The sequence below is a fragment of the Pseudomonas rubra genome, assembly GCF_028656935.1.
Classification (GTDB): domain Bacteria; phylum Pseudomonadota; class Gammaproteobacteria; order Pseudomonadales; family Pseudomonadaceae; genus Aquipseudomonas; species Aquipseudomonas rubra.
This window is the reverse complement of the sequence record NZ_JAMDGZ010000032.1, coordinates 1-15,214: the sequence shown is the minus strand read 5'-3', so window position 1 is coordinate 15,214 and position 15,214 is coordinate 1. Positions and strand designations below refer to the sequence as shown.

Here is a 15,214-nt window from a genome sequence, read left to right as displayed (position 1 = left end):
AGGGGTGAAGATGAGGCAAACGCTCACCGACACCCCGTCGGTTCAACAACTACAAAAGGCGGATCAGCATGGCCGGACTGGACAAGCGTGTAGCAACCTATGAACAGGCCCTTGAAGGCCTGACCGACAACATGACGGTACTGGCCGGTGGATTCGGCTTGTGCGGCATCCCGGAAAACCTCATCGCCGAAATCAAGCGCCGTGGTGTCAAGGGCCTGACCGTGGTCTCCAACAACTGCGGTGTCGACGGCTTTGGCCTGGGCGTGCTGCTCGAAGACCACCAGATCCGCAAGATGGTCGCCTCGTATGTTGGCGAGAACGCCGAGTTCGAGCGCCAGTTGCTCAGTGGCGAGCTGGAAGTCGAACTCACTCCGCAAGGTACCCTGGCCGAAAAAATGCGCGCTGGCGGCGCCGGCATCCCGGCCTTCTTCACCGCCACCGGCTACGGCACCCCGGTCGCCGAAGGCAAGGAAGTGCGCGAGTTCAACGGCCGCAAATACATCCTTGAAGAAGCCATCACCGGCGACTTCGCCATCGTCAAGGGTTGGAAGGCTGACCACTACGGCAACGTGGTGTATCGCAACACTGCGCAGAACTTCAACCCGCTGGCCGCCACCGCCGGCAAGATCACCGTGGTCGAGGTCGAAGAGATCGTCGAGCCGGGTGTGCTGCTGCCGACTGAAATCCATACCCCGGGCATCTATGTCGACCGGGTCATCGTCGGCACGTTCGAAAAGCGTATCGAAAAACGCACCGTCAAAGCCTGACCCGGCCCCCAGAACAACAAAGAGAACCTGAGCATGGCACTTACCCGCGAACAAATGGCCCAACGTGTCGCCCGTGAACTCAAGGACGGCTATTACGTCAACCTCGGCATCGGCATCCCGACCCTGGTGGCCAACTACGTCCCGGCCGACATGGAGGTGATGCTGCAATCGGAAAACGGCCTGCTGGGCATGGGCGAATTTCCCACCGAAGCGCAGCTGGACGCCGACATGATCAACGCTGGCAAACAGACCGTCACCGCCCGTATTGGCGCCTCGATTTTCAACTCGGCCGAATCCTTCGCCATGATCCGTGGCGGGCACGTCGACCTCACGGTACTTGGTGCCTTTGAAGTGGACGTGGAAGGCAACATCGCCTCGTGGATGATCCCCGGCAAGCTGGTCAAGGGTATGGGCGGGGCCATGGACCTGGTGGCTGGCGCCGACAACATCATCGTCACCATGACCCATGCCTCCAAGGATGGCGAGTCCAAGCTGCTGCCGCGCTGCAGCCTGCCGCTGACCGGTGCCGGTTGCATCCGCAAGGTGCTCACCGACCTGGCTTACCTGGAAATCGAGAACGGCGCGTTCATCCTGCGTGAGACAGCGCCGGGGGTGACGGTTGAAGAGATCATCGAGAAGACCGCAGGCAAACTGATCGTGGCGGATGATGTTAAAGAAATGACCTTCTGAATTGAGTTTCTTGTAGACCTTGCTGGCCTCATCGCTGGCAAGCCAGCTCCCACGGGTTCGTTGTACAGAGGACCTTGTGGGAGCTGGCTTGCCAGCGATGGGGCTTTGTGCCGTTCTGATAAAACCAATAAAAGGAAAATCCCGTGGCCGCTGATATCCAAGACAGCCGCTCTGCCCGTTTTGCCCTGCGTTGCTCGAACTGGGCCGAACGCTGGTTCCCCGACTCCTGGGTGTTCGCCGCTCTGGCCGTGGTGCTGGTGTCGGTCGCAGCCATGGCCATGGGCGGCAAGCCCACCGACACCGCCAAGGCCTTTGGCGATGGTTTCTGGAGCCTGATCCCGTTCACCATGCAGATGGCTTTCGTGGTCATCGGCGGCTATGTGGTGGCCAGTTCGCCACCTGCGGTCAAGCTGATCGACCGTCTGGCGCGCCTCCCGAAGAATGGTCGTTCGGCGGTATGTTGGGTAGCGCTGATCTCGATGGTCGCCTCGTTGCTCAACTGGGGCCTGTCGCTGGTGTTCGGCGGTTTGCTGGTGCGTGCCCTGGCACGGCGCACCGACCTGAAAATGGACTACCGCGCTGCCGGTGCTGCCGCCTATCTGGGCCTGGGCGCGGTCTGGGCCCTGGGCCTGTCGTCTTCGGCCGCGCAGTTGCAGGCCAACCCGGACAGCCTGCCACCATCAATCCTGGCGATCACCGGGGTGATCCCGTTCACCGAGACCATCTTCCTCTGGCAATCGGGGGTGATGCTCGCCGCCCTGGTGGTGGTGTCGCTGGTGGTGGCCTACGCCACCGCGCCGGGCCCGAACAGCGCGCGCAGCGCCGAAGCCTGTGGCGTTGACCCAAGCTTCTCGGCACCGCCCACGCCCCAGCGTACCCGCCCGGGCGAGTGGCTGGAGTACAGCCCGATCCTGATTCTGTTGCTGGTGGCACTGGCGGCCGGCTGGCTGTACAACGAGTTCTCGACCAAGCCTGCGATCACCGCGATTTCCGGGCTGAACACCTACAATCTGTTGTTCATCATGGCCGGTGCCTTGCTGCACTGGCGCCCGCGCAGCTTCCTCGATGCGGTGGCCCGCGCGGTGCCGACCACCACCGGGGTGCTGATCCAGTTTCCGTTGTACGGCTCGATCGCGGCGATTCTGACCCAGGTCCAGGGCGCCGATGCCCAGAGCCTAGCGCACCACATCTCGACCTTCTTCGTACAGATCGCCACCCATGACACCTACGCCTTGCTGATGGGCGTGTACTCGGCGGTGCTCGGCTTCTTCATCCCCTCGGGCGGTGGCAAGTGGATCATCGAAGCGCCGTACGTAATGCTGGTGGCTAACGATCTGCAGTATCACCTGGGCTGGGCAGTACAGATCTACAACGCCGCCGAGGCGCTGCCGAACCTGATCAACCCGTTTTACATGCTGCCGCTGCTGGGCGTGCTGGGGCTCAAAGCGCGTGATTTGATTGGTTTTTCGTTCGTGCAGTTGCTGGTGCACGTGCCCCTGGTGCTGTTCCTGCTGTGGATCCTGGGCACCACCTTGCAGTACACGCCGCCGGTGATGCCTTGAGCAACACACTCAGGACGCCGCCCCGGGGGGCTCGGGGCGATGTCGGTATGCAGTCAGACTTCGTTGGGATTGCCAAGGTAGGGAGAGTTGACTTCGATGACCTCGATGTCCAGCGGCAATGGCGTTCCACCGGCTTGTACGGCCGTGAAGGTACTGGCGGACTGCCGGTAGGTTTTCGAGCCGATCAACTGTTTGAGCGTTCGATGATAGAGGTAAAGTTGAGACGTACCTCCTGTCGCGTCAGGGTCTATTAGCAGATTGTGGGTTTTGCCATCGGACAGCTGGAACACATCCGGTGATCGGTCGACTTCTCTCAGGAACAACATCCCCTCGCTGTTCAAGTACAGGCCATGGCCGCGCTGATCGGCACTGCGGACGTACAGGTGATAGCCGCCGTTGGTGTGGCGCAAGTACAGTGAAAGGAACTTGCTGGAGTTGTCCCAGATGGAGACCAGGTTGGACAGGTTCTTGACTTTGCTGACAACGCCGCTACTGCGGGTGATTTTCGACATGAACGGGCGACCGAAATAGGTTTCGGCGGCGCAGAGTGCTTTGTTTTCTGTTGTCAGGCGTACATTGGCAACAAAGGAAAGCTGGCGGTCGGTAGGCATCGGAGTGTCTCGTTTGTCTATGGAAGCTTCAAGTTAACGGCCATTTCCGGATGCAAGGCGGTAGATAGTTATCTGAACTCAGACAGCGCTTGGGACCATGGCAAAGCCGACGCCAAAGCGGTTCCAGGCATTGATGGTGGCGATGGCCAGAGTCAGGTTGACCACTTCGGTTTCACTGAAGTGTTCAAGCAGGGCACGGTACTGATGCTCGGGCGCATGTCGCTCGGGCAGCCGGGTCAGGCTTTCGACCCAGGCCAGGGCTGCGCGTTCGCGTGGGGTGAAGAAGCTGGTTTCTTCCCAAACGCTCAACGTCTGCAGGCGCGCTTCGGTTTCGCCGGCTTTGCGCGCATCGTTCGCGTGCATGTTGACGCAGTAGGCGCAGCCGTTGATCTGCGAGGCGCGCAGGCGCACCAGCTCCAGCAGCGAGTTCTCCAGACCCGACTTGCCCAGGGCCATTTCCAGGCCGACCATGGCTTTGTAGGCTTCTGGTGAGTGTTTGGCCCATTCTATACGGTTGTTCATTGTTGCTCTCCGGTAAGGTCCGCGGCAGGCGGCGATGGCACTACCTTACCCCCGGGCCGGGTGGGCCCGAATAGCCAATTCGGCGGTTTCTCAGGAGGCCAATCAGCCCAGGGCCTGGAGGATGTCGCGCAGCCGGTCCAGGGCCGGGTCGATATCCAGCAACTCGATGGCACCAAAGCCCAGCAGCAGGCCCTGGCGCACCGGCACCCGGGCATGGAAGGGCGCCAGAGAATACAAGCCGACCTCGACCTTGCGCGCCATGCTGATGATAAATTCCACGTCCAGGTCGCTCCGGGCCAGGGCGCTGAGGTGGTAGCCGGCGGTGGCCGGCACGGCTTCGAACCAGGGCGCAAGATCTCCGTGCAGGCGCCTCAGGATGCGTTCGCGGCGTGCGGCATACACCTCGTGTACGCGGCGGATGTGCTTGAGCAGCGCGCCCTCGCTGATGAACTGCGCCAGGGCCCATTGGTTGAGGGTCGGGGTGTGCCAGTCGGTCAGTTGCTTGGCGATGCACACCGCTTCGCGCAGTGCCTGCGGGACGATGCAGTAGCCCAGGCGCAACTCCGGCAGCAGGGTCTTGGAGAAGGTCCCGACGTAGGCCACCAGGCCATGCTGGTCGAGGCTTTGCAGCGAGTCGGTGGGCCGCCCTTCGTAGCGAAATTCGCTGTCGTAGTCGTCCTCGATGATGATCGCCCCCAGCTGCGCGGCACGCTCCAGCAGGGCCTGGCGCCGCGCCGGGCTCATCGGCATGCCCAACGGAAACTGGTGCGAGGGGGTGACGTAGATCAGCCGCGTGCCTGCGCCGATCTGTTCAACACACATCCCTTGCGCGTCCACGGGCACGTACTGCAGCTCAGCGCCCTGGGCCAGGAACAACTGGCGCGCCGGGGTGTAGCCGGGGTCTTCCATGGCCACCTGGCAGCCGGGTTCGATCAGCACCCGGGCGATCAGGTCCAGGGCTTGCTGGGCACCGTTGCACACCACTACATCCTGGCTGCTGCAACGCACGCCGCGGGCGAAGGCGATATGCCGGGCGATGGCTTCGCGCAACTCCGGCAGGCCCTGATGGGCACTGTAGCGGGCGCTGCTGTGGCGGATCTGGCGCAGGGCATACTGGTTGCAGCGACGCCAGTCATCGAAAGGAAATTGCACCTTGCTAGAGGCGCCGCCGATGAAGTCGTAACGCAAAGTCGGCAGCGCCAGGTCGGCCAGCGGGTTGGCGCGGGCCCGCCATTTGGCCAGGGTCGCGGCGCTGGCCAGGGCAATGCTGGCGGCGGGTGCAGGGCTGTGGGTGGGGGGCAGGCGTGATGAAGCTGCCCTTGCCGACCTGGCCGCTGAGCAGGTTGTCGTAGGTCAGGCGTGAATAGGCTTCGGCCACGGTCTTGCGTGACACCCCCAGTTGCTCGGCCAGCAGGCGGCTAGGCGGCAGCTGCGTGCCGGCGGCCAGGCGACCGCTGTCGATGCCGTCGCGCAGTTGCTGGTAAAGCTGCTCGGCCAGGCCCTTGCGCCCTTGCAGGCTGATATGCAGTTCCATGGTGGGGTATGTCTGCAGGCGGTGGTCTGTTGCCCAGATTACCGTAATCAGCGTCGTTGATCCCACAGCGCACGAACACCCGGGCAGTGGTAGCCTTGCAAGGGTCAGTCGCAACGGATTCGCCCATGGCCCAGCACAAGCTCAGCATTCGTCAACGCAACGTTGACAACATCCTTCTGGCGGCGGAACAGGTGTTCGCCGAAAAAGGCTTCGCCGGCACGGCCATGGCCGACATTGCCGAGGCCGCGCAGCTTCCGCGCAGCAACGTGCATTACTACTTCAGCACCAAAGCCGAGTTGTATCAGGCGGTGCTGTTCGGCCTGCTCGATGTGTGGAAACAAGATGCCTTGTGCTTCGAGCTGTATGACGACCCGCGCATCGTGCTGAGCAGCTACATCCGCGCCAAGATGAACCACTCGCGTACGCGGCCCCATGGCTCCAAGGTCTGGGCCAACGAGATCATCCATGGCGCGCCGAACCTGGGGGCGGCGCTGGATGCCCCGCTGTACGACTGGGCGAAAATGAAGGAGGCAAAAATCCGCCAGTGGATCGAGGCCGGGCGGATTTTGCCGGTGGAGCCGTCAGGCCTGCTGTACATGATCTGGGCCTCGACCCAGCACTACGCGGACTTCAGCCATCAGGTGGGGCTGCTCAATGATCACCAGCCGCTGTCGGAGCTGCAGTTCGAGCGGGCGGTACAGACGGTGACCAGTGTGATCCTGCGCGGCATCGGTCTTGAGCCTTGATTGCTCAGTTGGCTCAGGTGAGTATGAAGGCCAGCAGATCGGCATTGATGGTATCGGCATGGGTCGTGGTCATGCCGTGGGGGTAGCCCTTGTAGGTCTTCAGGATGCCGTTGCTGAGCAACTTGGCCGACAGCGGCCCCGAGTTCTCGTAGGGCACAATCTGGTCATCATCGCCGTGCATCACCAGCACCGGCACGGTGACTCGCTTCAAGTCTTCGGTGAAGTCAGTCTGTGAGAAGGCGACGATCCCGTCGTAGTGGGCTTTGGCGCTGCCCATCATGCCCTGGCGCCACCAATTCAGGATCACCCCTTGCGAAGGCGTCGCCCCAGGGCGGTTGTAGCCGTAGAACGGCCCGGAGGGGATGTCGTGATAGAACTGCGCGCGATTGGCTGCCAGCTGCGCTTGCATGCCATCGAACACTGATTTGGGCAGGCCGTTGGGGTTGCTTGCGGTCTGGACCATCAGCGGTGGCACTGCGCCGATAATTGCCGCCTTGGCCACCCGCTCCTGGTGGTAACGGCTGATGTAGCGAATCACCTCGCCGCCACCGGTCGAATGCCCGACATGCACGGCCTGCTGCACACCCAGGTGCTTGACCAGCGTCAATACGTCATCGGCATAGTGGTCCATGTCGTGGCCATCCCAGACCTGGCCCGAACGCCCGTGGCCCCGTCGATCGTGTGCGACGACCCGGTAACCCTTGGCAAGAAAGAACAGCATCTGTGCATCCCAGTCGTCGCTGCTCAACGGCCAGCCGTGGTGAAAAAAAATCACCTGGGCATCGCGCGGCCCCCAGTCTTTGTAGAAGATATCAACGCCATCGTTGGTGGTAACGAATGCCATGTTCGCTGCTCCTCTGTGGTGTGGTTGCTGCTGGTTCGACTTCAGGGACAGGGGCAATACCCTGCTGAAGGCGAGCTTTGAGCATAGGAGATCAGAACGAACCTGGCGTTAGCTTGCCAGGGGCCAGGTTTTCGACAAACGCCGCAATCTGCCGGCTACCACGCAAATGCACCACCGGCACCTGCGGCCCGATAGCAACGCGCACCGCTTCGATCCCCGGGCGATAGCCACGGTCGAAACCCCACACAAACTTCAAGAATGTCAAAAACGCCCGGTCAAGTTTCTCACTGCAACCGTCCGGCAGGTCAGGCCGAGGGCGGTTCAAGACACTGCGCTTGATGACCCGAAGAAAACAGGTCAGGCGCGGTGTGTCCAGCCAGATCACCAGGTCCGCCCGCGGCAGACGCAGGTCGAACGTGCGCCGGGCATAGTTGCCTTCACACACCCAGGTCTCTTGCGACACCGCTTGGCGCACGCGGGTGCGGTACTGTTCGGCATCGGGTTCGACCCAGCCGGGTTCCCAGAACAGCCTGTCCAGGTGCACCACCGGCAGGTCCAGGCGTTTGCCCAGGGCACGGGCGAGGGTGGATTTACCGCTGCCGGCGTTGCCGAGAATGACGATCCGTTGCATGCAGGACTACCTTGTCGGGAAAAAAAGCCGGCGATTGTGCAGGTTTTGCGGAAGAACCAAAAGCAGTTTTGATCGCATCCCGAGGAAGGTTTATCCAAAGAACTACGGAGGCTGGCTGCGTTTGCAAAACCCGCCAGAATGATTATGTTGAATAGTTGAGCGGGAACGTCCGAGTAGTAAGCCAAGCGCCTTGCAATGCAGGGGGACATGCAGTGAACATTCGAGACTGGGGCAACTTCGCGAAGAACGCGATCGAGCTGGTCGGCCGACATCCACTGGTTACCGGGATACTGGCGATCACCGGCCTTATCGGATTTTTATTCTCTATCTACACCTATGAGCAGGACCGAGAGAGTTCGGTCGAAAACACCCGGCAGATGGAACGCAACATCGAGGCGATCGATCGCACGGGCAAAGGTGTGGAGGCTATTTCCGAGGCGACATTTGCAGCCTGTGCCAAGGCGCCTTGTTGGGCACTCAAGGACCTCGTCAACAGAGACACCATCGGCAAACCCAAAGACTTGATAGACGCCAAGGTCGCCCCGGCGACGAGAAAGGAACATGGCCAGTTTGTGTATGAACTGGAGGGGTGTGGCGTAAGGGTGGAATACACCGACGATGCCGTCTCGTATTTGTCTGCGGACTTGTTCAAATGGGTAGAAAGTGCGGGAGACAAAGACAAGGATGCTCTGGCGCCTGGGCAAAGGAGGCCGTGTAATTTTTCCCTTGATCAGCTGTTTAGTCTGGATGGCCGCCCCACGCGTACCGACAATGCCAACCTGACGGTTGCCGACGCGATGCGGATGGTCGAGCCGACGGCAGACTGCAGTGGTTGCAATGCACCCGAGTTACGTATTGCCAGTGCGTGTATCGATTGTGGCAACTATGCCGAGCCCTACCTTGAGTTCATGGAGCAGGGCAGCCATGCGCAAATGTTCATGAATTCGTTCTTCATGACCACCTTTGACCCCGTCAATGGTACCGGTGAGGAGGGGTATGCGATCTATGACACCTTCAAGGAGACGATGCGCGCAAACATCGGGGCAGATGCCGAGTTCGGCATAGAGATGCAGGACTTGTGCGCCATGAACATCTATCCAGAGGTCAAGAAGATCCTTTCCCGGTCACAGGTGATCGCCGTGGGCCTGGGTGTTGGCCCACGCACCTGGACAAATGCGTTGTTCTGCAAGTGGTGGGAGTAAGGCGTATGGCGCTCGTCAATTTCGGCAAGGCTCGACTGGCCAGTGACCACGTGCTTGCAGGGCCTCACACAAAAAGACCAGTGCTCGCTGGAAGACCGGGTGACACTCGACAACAGGCAACTGCTCGAGCGAGGCCCAGAAGAACTCGAAAAGGTGGCCATGGTCATCGAGGGTCTGGTGAGACCAGTGCTCGGGTAGGGTGCCCTGCACCTGGCACAGCTGGAACGACCAGACCTGGGCGAGATGGCCGGCATCCCAACAGCCCAGGTCGTCCTGGATCGTGGCAGTGCTGATACCCGACTCCTCCATCAACTCGCGCAAGGCCGCCTGGCCGGGTGTTTCGCCGTTCTCGATCGTGCCCTTGACCAGTTGCACCCCTGCCAGAGGATGCCGGAATAGCAGAATCCTGGGCGCCGACGAGCCGCAGAGCACTACGGGGCAAGCCTTGTTGGGGGACATGGTGATTTCCTTCTCGGCATTGGCGGCCGGCCATCATACGCTTTCACAGGGGATGAGGCGGACGCGGGTTGATGTGCGCTCAGCCTTCGAACGAACCAGTGCTACTCTGCTAAACCGATAGCCCGGAGCCTGGGCATTGAAAGGTAAACGACGAATGCAAAACACTTTCCCATGCAGGTAATCGCGGCACCTTCGAACCTCGGGCTCAGCCCTCTGCGGCCTGATCACGAGCCCGGTACATGGCGTGCCCCAGCGGCATTGCTGACTGCCGGTTTGCTGGATGCGATCACCGCAAGGTCTTTCACGCAATTGCCGCGCCCGACCTATTCGCCAGAGGCGCAAGTCGGTACAGGTTTGCGTAATGGCCACGCCATGCGTTCGTTCAACCTCGCCCTGGCAGACCTGGTCAAACAAGCCCGGCAGCAAGGCGAGTTTGCACTTGTGATCGGCGGAGACTGCTCGATTCTACTGGGTGCCCTTGCAGGCGCGCGCCACAGCGGTGCGCTTTCACTGATTCATATCGATGGGCACAGCGATTTCCGCCATCCCGGCAACTATGACCCAGGGCAGGCACTGGGCGCAGTGGCGGGCATGGACCTTGCCCTGGCGACCGGCCGTGGCGAGTCACTGGCAACGGACTGGCCCGGTGTAGATGCACCGCTCGTTGCCGACGCCCAGGTTGTCCAACTGGGTGAGCGCGAATGCTTCGACGAGGATTTTGCATGGCCTGACATCAACCACACGGCCATCAACCGGATCGATGTCTTCCAGGCGCTGGCGATTGGTCCTGCGGCTGTTGTTCAGCGTATCAGCGACACCCTCGATCAGGTCCCTGAGCAAGGTTTCTGGATTCATCTAGACGTCGATGTGCTGGACCAGGCCATCATGCCGGCTGTGGATTGCCCAGGGTCGCCGGGTATCGCGCCTGACGACCTGGTGAGCATCATCACGCCCTTCGTGGCAGATCGACGCTGCCGGGGCATGACGGTTACGGTGTTTGATCCGGACCTTGACCCTGATGGACGATACGCCGACGTGATCGTCGGGATCCTGGCGCAACTTCCGTTCCCGGGTTGATCTTGGTATTGCGGCTGGTCGCTACAAAGTTACGCGCGGCCCATTTCCTCGTACGAGGCTTCGACTACCGTGACAGGTTCGTCCCAAGCAGTTTCAGCGACCTCGCGGATGATGTCGGCCAGTGTTTCAACATCCACACCTGGGGCACTGATGCAGGCCAGGCGGCCGGGCGACCAGTCGATAACGCTGCACGCGGGGTATTTTGTCAGCAGTGCGCCAAGGGCTTGTTGAGGCGGCTCGGTGCGGGTGTACATGAAGTCAAAGTAGCGGGTGCTGGCGTCCTCAAGTGGATAGACCAGAACCCAGGCACTGGATGGGCCGGGAAACCTCAGGGTGACGTTACGATGGGCCCATTCCGGGCCGCCGAGGGTGATGCGACGAAGTACTTCGATGATCGACGGGCACTCGGCGATTCGGCTCATTCTATCGGCCAGGTGCTGCTGAATCGGTGGCGTCGCTCGTAAGGTAGGGCGTCACGGTGTCTTCGAGCATGGCCACAAGCTCCGGGTCCATGTAGTGGAAATCGTCGGGAATTTCCAGCACATGAAGCTGTTTGTGTTCGAGCAGGCGTGCATATTGCGCCTGCAGCCGCTGCTGGTGTTTACGTTCCATGACAAAGATCACGTCGGCCCAGCGAATGTCCGCTGGGCCGATGGGTTTGCGGGCGTTCGGGCTGGTACCCGCCGAACGGGCAGTGAAGCCAGGACGACGGCGCCAGATCGTTTCCGCAGTAGGGCTGCGCCATTGGTTGCGGCTGCAGACGAACAGAAGGTTTGTCACTCTTGATCCAACAGTTGGCGGGTGGAGCGAATGGGATAGTTCATGCCGAGCTGGCGTGCCCTTATCAGCTTGTCACCTCGGGTATACAGCAGCTTCCAGTTCTTTTGCGGCTTGAACTGCAGCGGATGCACCGCTTTGCTCCTGCCGTTTTTACGGGCCTGTGAACGTCTCCAGGCGCGGGTTCTTTCCATGTTCATTTCCTCGTGAGTACCGGGTTCAGCAGCCGCGGTAATACGAGTTGGGCGTATGGTAAGGGGGAATCGGGGCTGTGGCTAGGCGGGTGTACGGATTTGAAACCAGAAGGTCTGGCCAGGATGGGTTTGGGGTTTGATGAATGGCTGTTATCGACCCAGGCTGTGTGAAAACGCGCTGAATATGTTGCAGGGGCTGGGGGGAGGCAACGCTGCTTGCAACGCTGGCAAGAGATTGTGCGGATTAGCCCAATTGGCCTTGCTAAGGCCCATGTGGCGTTATGAGCGGTTCCTGAGGCCTTTTGGGCACGCATGCCGGCGCCTAAGTAGGCCAGGTCACGCCCTGATCACGTCGAGCAGCCCCCTGATGCCCAAGATGACTCATCATTCGCTTGAGGTTGTAAGCGAGCACATGAAGGCTCATTTCTGTACTGACCATTGGCAGAGTTCTGGTCAGAAAGTGGGTAGCTCCCATCCAGTACTTGAGCGTTCCAAATGGGTGTTCAACGGTTTGGCGGCGGATTTTCATTTTCCCTGGATCGTGCTCCAGTTGAACCTGCATCGCGTCAACGATCGCTTCATGCTCCCAGCGCTTCAACCGCCGCTCTTTACCCGTCGTGCATTGCTTCTGCATTGCGCAGGATTGGCAACCCGAGAACCAATAGACATGCATCAGCATGTCATCCTCCAGCGTCGAGTAACGCTTGGTCAGTAATTCTCCCGCAGGGCATCGATACTCATCCGAGGTCGCGACGTACAGGAAGTCCTGCTTGCCAAATCGACCTTCGGCTTTACTGCTAGAGGTCAGCGGTTTCGGTACGAAGGCCGAGATTCCAGCTTGCTCACATGCAACAATTTCCGTGCCTGTGTAATAGCCTCGGTCAGCAACGACCGTCAGCGACTCAGCACCGATTTGGTCGCGTGCTTGCTTCGCCATGTTGCTCAGTTGCCCGCGATCATGACCGACATTCGTCACCTCATGCGCAATGATCAGATGGTGCTTGTCGTCAACGGCAGTTTGTACGTTATAGCCAACTGTCCCGCTGCCCCGACCGCCAGCCGACATCGAGCGAGCATCGGGATCTGTGAGAGAAATTTGTTTGTCTGGGCTTTGGAGTAGTTGCGCTTCGACATCTTTGAGCTTCTGCATCTGTTGTTTCAGCTTTTCGATCTTCTCTTTCAGCCGCTCGGCCTTGGCCATGGCCACCTCCGGCATTGCTCGGTCTGCCGAATCCATCGCTGCCAGGTAGCGCTCAATGCTCTGCTCGATTTGCTGCATGCGAGCCTTCACCTTGGCCTGGGTGAAGTTACGGTCGCGATTGTTCACTGCTTTGAATTTGCTGCCGTCGATGGCGATGACCGACTCAGAAAAAAGATTGAGGTTACGGCAGAGGATCACGAACTGACGGCAGACGCTGCGAATGGCTTTACCGTTGTCTTTGCGAAAGTCGGCAATGGTTTTGAAATCTGGAGCCAGACGTCCTGTGAGCCACATCAATTCGACGTTGCGCTCGGTTTCACGCTCAAGTCGGCGGCTGGACTGAATGCGGTTGAGGTAGCCGTAGATAAAGATCTTCAGCAAGACCGCTGGATGGTAGGCCGGGCGGCCTGTTACTGCTGGATCGACGCCTGCGAAACCGAGCGCACTCAGGTCGAGTTCGTCGACGAAGACGTCGACCACACGCACTGGATTTTCATCAGTGACGTAGTCGTCCAGGCACTCCGGCAGCAAAGTGACTTGCGTCCGAGCCTCACCCTCGATGAATCGCTTCATGATTATCCCCGCCACGATCACGACGAACAGAAGGTTAGACAGCCTCGAGGGTTTTCACACAGCCTGGACCCAAAGCTGCCCTTCACCACGGGCAGCTAACGACCCAAAGCTGTCCTTCGCGACAGGCAGCTATCGGTTGGAATCGGTCACTTGTCAAAGCTGATGAGCTATTGGAGCTTTCTCTAAGCGGTTGATGCGGTGGGACTCAACCCGCTACGCGTCAAGGTGCAGTAGAACTCTGCATCATTAGGTTGCGCAGCTAGGTTCATCATATTCCGTTACGATTTTCGATTATCGTCTGGTGAATTTGCCAATGATGGATCAAACGAACATGAGCGATACCCCCCAGGCTGACCGCAGCCACTGGACTGTTTTCTTAATCTTTCTGCGATTGGGCCTGACTTCTTTTGGTGGCCCAATCGCTCACCTAGGGTACTTCCGGGATGAATTCGTTGTGCGTCGACAGTGGCTAAGCGAGCGCAGTTATGCGGATTTGGTCGCCCTTTGCCAGTTTCTACCGGGGCCTGCTAGCAGTCAGGTTGGCATCGCGCTTGGGCTGTCTCGCTCAGGCTATGGCGGCGCACTGGCTGCGTGGATGGGATTCACCTTACCTTCCGCGATTGCCCTGATCCTCTTCGCTTTGGGCATCGCCAGCTATGGCGATGCCGTGCCCACTGGCGTGTTGCACGGTTTGAAGGTGGTAGCCGTGGCGGTGGTCGCACAGGCGGTATGGGGTATGGCGCGTAATTTGTGCCCCGATGCGCCGCGTACATCCATCATGGCGGCAGCGACCTGCTTCGTGCTGCTCATGCCGTCCGCTTTAGGGCAAGTGGGAGTCATTTTTATTGCCGCGATCATTGGTCTGTTGCTGTTTAAGCCCCAACCGGACGAATCCTATGATCCACTGCCCATTAGCATCCGGCGTCGCGCTGGCCTATTCTGGTTGGCCCTGTTCTTTGCCTTGCTACTCGGGCTGCCGCTCCTAGTAAAGCTGTTCCCAAGTCAGATGCTGTCGATGGTGGACGCTTTCTACCGTACCGGCTCGCTTGTCTTCGGTGGCGGACATGTGGTGCTGCCTCTATTACAGGCTGAAGTCGTGCCTTCTGGATGGGTCGACAACGATGCATTCTTGGCTGGCTATGGCGCAGCTCAGGCCGTCCCTGGGCCGCTATTCACCTTCGCAGCATTTCTTGGCGCCTCGATGAACCAGGCGCCTAGCGGTTGGCTTGGAGGCCTGATCTGCTTGTTGGCGATTTTCGCGCCTTCTTTCCTGCTGGTGATGGGCGCCTTGCCGTTCTGGGAGCATCTGCGCCGCAACAGCCGCACCCAAGCGGCACTGCTGGGCATCAACGCGGCTGTGGTGGGTCTGTTGCTTGCCGCTCTATATCAGCCGGTATGGACGAGTGCAATTCACGCCCCACAGGACTTTGGTCTGGCCCTTGTGGCACTAGTTGCGTTGATGTTCTGGAAGTTGCCGCCGTGGCTGATTGTACTCGGCAGCGGCGTCCTGGGCGGGCTGTTGAATATCGCGCTGTGAGGCTAATTGCTGATGTCCGCAATTGGCCGTTAGCTGTCCTCCACGAAGGGCAGCTATGGGTCGAAAGCTGCCATTCGCGACAGACCGCTTTCGACCCATAGCGGTCTCTCGTGAAGGGCGGCAATCGGCTAGAAGTCGACGTAACATTAGTTGTATGGCACGCACTACCACGAGCTTGATCCACGCGGGCGCCATGTGTCCATAATCATCTGCACTACGCAGGCAGACGATGTGTTTTGCCAATTCCTATGAGAACCGAGCAGCCAATTGTATGCGATCCATGAACC

The 15,214-nt window shown here is 59.9% G+C and carries 16 protein-coding genes and 1 pseudogene; 7 read left to right on the top strand and 10 right to left on the bottom strand.

All coding sequences use genetic code 11. The annotated features are described in order from the left end of the window. The first annotated feature begins 68 nt into the window (after positions 1–68). The 3 genes from M5G17_RS15250 (at position 69) to M5G17_RS15240 (ending at position 3,019) form a co-directional block, all read left to right on the top strand. Positions 69–767, top strand: a complete 699-nt coding sequence (locus tag M5G17_RS15250) for a CoA transferase subunit A (RefSeq protein ID WP_273893728.1) — start codon at positions 69–71, stop codon at positions 765–767. Positions 768–800: 33 nt separating this feature from the next. Continuing rightward, a complete protein-coding gene (locus M5G17_RS15245) occupies positions 801–1,457 on the top strand; it encodes a CoA transferase subunit B (RefSeq protein WP_273893727.1) in 657 nt (218 codons plus the stop codon). Positions 1,458–1,600: 143 nt separating this feature from the next. Then, complete coding sequence (locus M5G17_RS15240) at positions 1,601–3,019, top strand: short-chain fatty acid transporter (protein ID WP_273893726.1); 1,419 nt, start codon at positions 1,601–1,603, stop codon at positions 3,017–3,019. Between the two features lie 53 nt (positions 3,020–3,072). On the opposite strand, the gene M5G17_RS15235 is transcribed toward M5G17_RS15240, so the two are convergent. The 3 genes and pseudogenes from M5G17_RS15235 to pdxR all read right to left on the bottom strand — a co-directional run bounded on the left by M5G17_RS15235 (position 3,073) and on the right by pdxR (position 5,686). Then, the gene (locus tag M5G17_RS15235) at positions 3,073–3,630 is read right to left on the bottom strand and encodes a hypothetical protein (RefSeq protein ID WP_273893725.1); all 558 of its coding nucleotides are present in this window, start codon (positions 3,628–3,630) and stop codon (positions 3,073–3,075) included. A gap of 78 nt (positions 3,631–3,708) precedes the next feature. Continuing rightward, positions 3,709–4,152: a carboxymuconolactone decarboxylase family protein gene (locus M5G17_RS15230; RefSeq protein ID WP_273893724.1), complete on the bottom strand. Its 444-nt coding sequence runs from the start codon at positions 4,150–4,152 to the stop codon at positions 3,709–3,711. A 102-nt stretch (positions 4,153–4,254) separates the two neighbouring features. Continuing rightward, positions 4,255–5,686: pseudogene (gene pdxR / locus M5G17_RS15225) on the bottom strand (MocR-like pyridoxine biosynthesis transcription factor PdxR). A 125-nt stretch (positions 5,687–5,811) separates the two neighbouring features. Between pdxR and M5G17_RS15220 the strand changes: the two are divergent. Continuing rightward, a complete protein-coding gene (locus M5G17_RS15220) occupies positions 5,812–6,432 on the top strand; it encodes a TetR/AcrR family transcriptional regulator (protein WP_130265091.1) in 621 nt (206 codons plus the stop codon). Positions 6,433–6,445: 13 nt separating this feature from the next. Here the strand turns inward: M5G17_RS15220 and M5G17_RS15215 are convergent, their stop codons facing one another. Both M5G17_RS15215 and M5G17_RS15210 read right to left on the bottom strand, forming a co-directional pair. Then, a complete protein-coding gene (locus tag M5G17_RS15215) occupies positions 6,446–7,276 on the bottom strand; it encodes an alpha/beta fold hydrolase (RefSeq protein WP_273893723.1) in 831 nt (276 codons plus the stop codon). 91 nt (positions 7,277–7,367) lie between these two features. Next, entirely contained in the window at positions 7,368–7,907 is a 540-nt protein-coding gene (locus M5G17_RS15210; protein ID WP_273893722.1) for a P-loop NTPase family protein, read from the bottom strand. Between the two features lie 212 nt (positions 7,908–8,119). Between M5G17_RS15210 and M5G17_RS15205 the strand changes: the two genes are divergently transcribed. Then, positions 8,120–9,109, top strand: a complete 990-nt coding sequence (locus M5G17_RS15205; RefSeq protein WP_273893721.1) for a hypothetical protein — start codon at positions 8,120–8,122, stop codon at positions 9,107–9,109. 15 nt (positions 9,110–9,124) lie between these two features. On the opposite strand, the gene M5G17_RS15200 is transcribed toward M5G17_RS15205, so the two are convergent. Then, positions 9,125–9,568, bottom strand: coding sequence for an NUDIX hydrolase (locus M5G17_RS15200; RefSeq protein ID WP_273893720.1), 444 nt, complete (start codon positions 9,566–9,568; stop codon positions 9,125–9,127). Between the two features lie 171 nt (positions 9,569–9,739). Between M5G17_RS15200 and M5G17_RS15195 the strand changes: the two genes are divergently transcribed. Beyond that, positions 9,740–10,645 (top strand): arginase family protein, encoded by a 906-nt coding sequence (locus M5G17_RS15195; RefSeq protein WP_273893719.1) that lies wholly within the window; start codon positions 9,740–9,742, stop codon positions 10,643–10,645. Positions 10,646–10,674: 29 nt separating this feature from the next. Here the strand turns inward: M5G17_RS15195 and M5G17_RS15190 are convergent, their stop codons facing one another. From M5G17_RS15190 to M5G17_RS15175, 4 genes are all read right to left on the bottom strand, one after another. Beyond that, complete coding sequence (locus M5G17_RS15190) at positions 10,675–11,067, bottom strand: hypothetical protein (protein WP_273893718.1); 393 nt, start codon at positions 11,065–11,067, stop codon at positions 10,675–10,677. Position 11,068: 1 nt separating this feature from the next. Continuing rightward, the gene (locus tag M5G17_RS15185) at positions 11,069–11,425 is read right to left on the bottom strand and encodes a low molecular weight protein tyrosine phosphatase family protein (protein ID WP_273893717.1); all 357 of its coding nucleotides are present in this window, start codon (positions 11,423–11,425) and stop codon (positions 11,069–11,071) included. Further along, positions 11,422–11,616 carry a hypothetical protein gene (locus M5G17_RS15180; protein ID WP_273893716.1) on the bottom strand — a complete coding sequence of 65 codons (195 nt, stop codon included), beginning with the start codon at positions 11,614–11,616 and terminating at the stop codon, positions 11,422–11,424. Before M5G17_RS15180 ends, M5G17_RS15185 begins: the two co-directional genes overlap by 4 nt. Positions 11,617–11,938: 322 nt before the next feature. Next, entirely contained in the window at positions 11,939–13,390 is a 1,452-nt protein-coding gene (locus tag M5G17_RS15175) for an IS1182 family transposase (RefSeq protein ID WP_273893715.1), read from the bottom strand. A 331-nt stretch (positions 13,391–13,721) separates the two neighbouring features. On the opposite strand from M5G17_RS15175, the gene chrA reads away from it, so the two are divergent. Then, entirely contained in the window at positions 13,722–14,927 is a 1,206-nt protein-coding gene (chrA, locus tag M5G17_RS15170; protein ID WP_273893714.1) for a chromate efflux transporter, read from the top strand. The last annotated feature ends 287 nt before the right edge of the window (positions 14,928–15,214 follow it).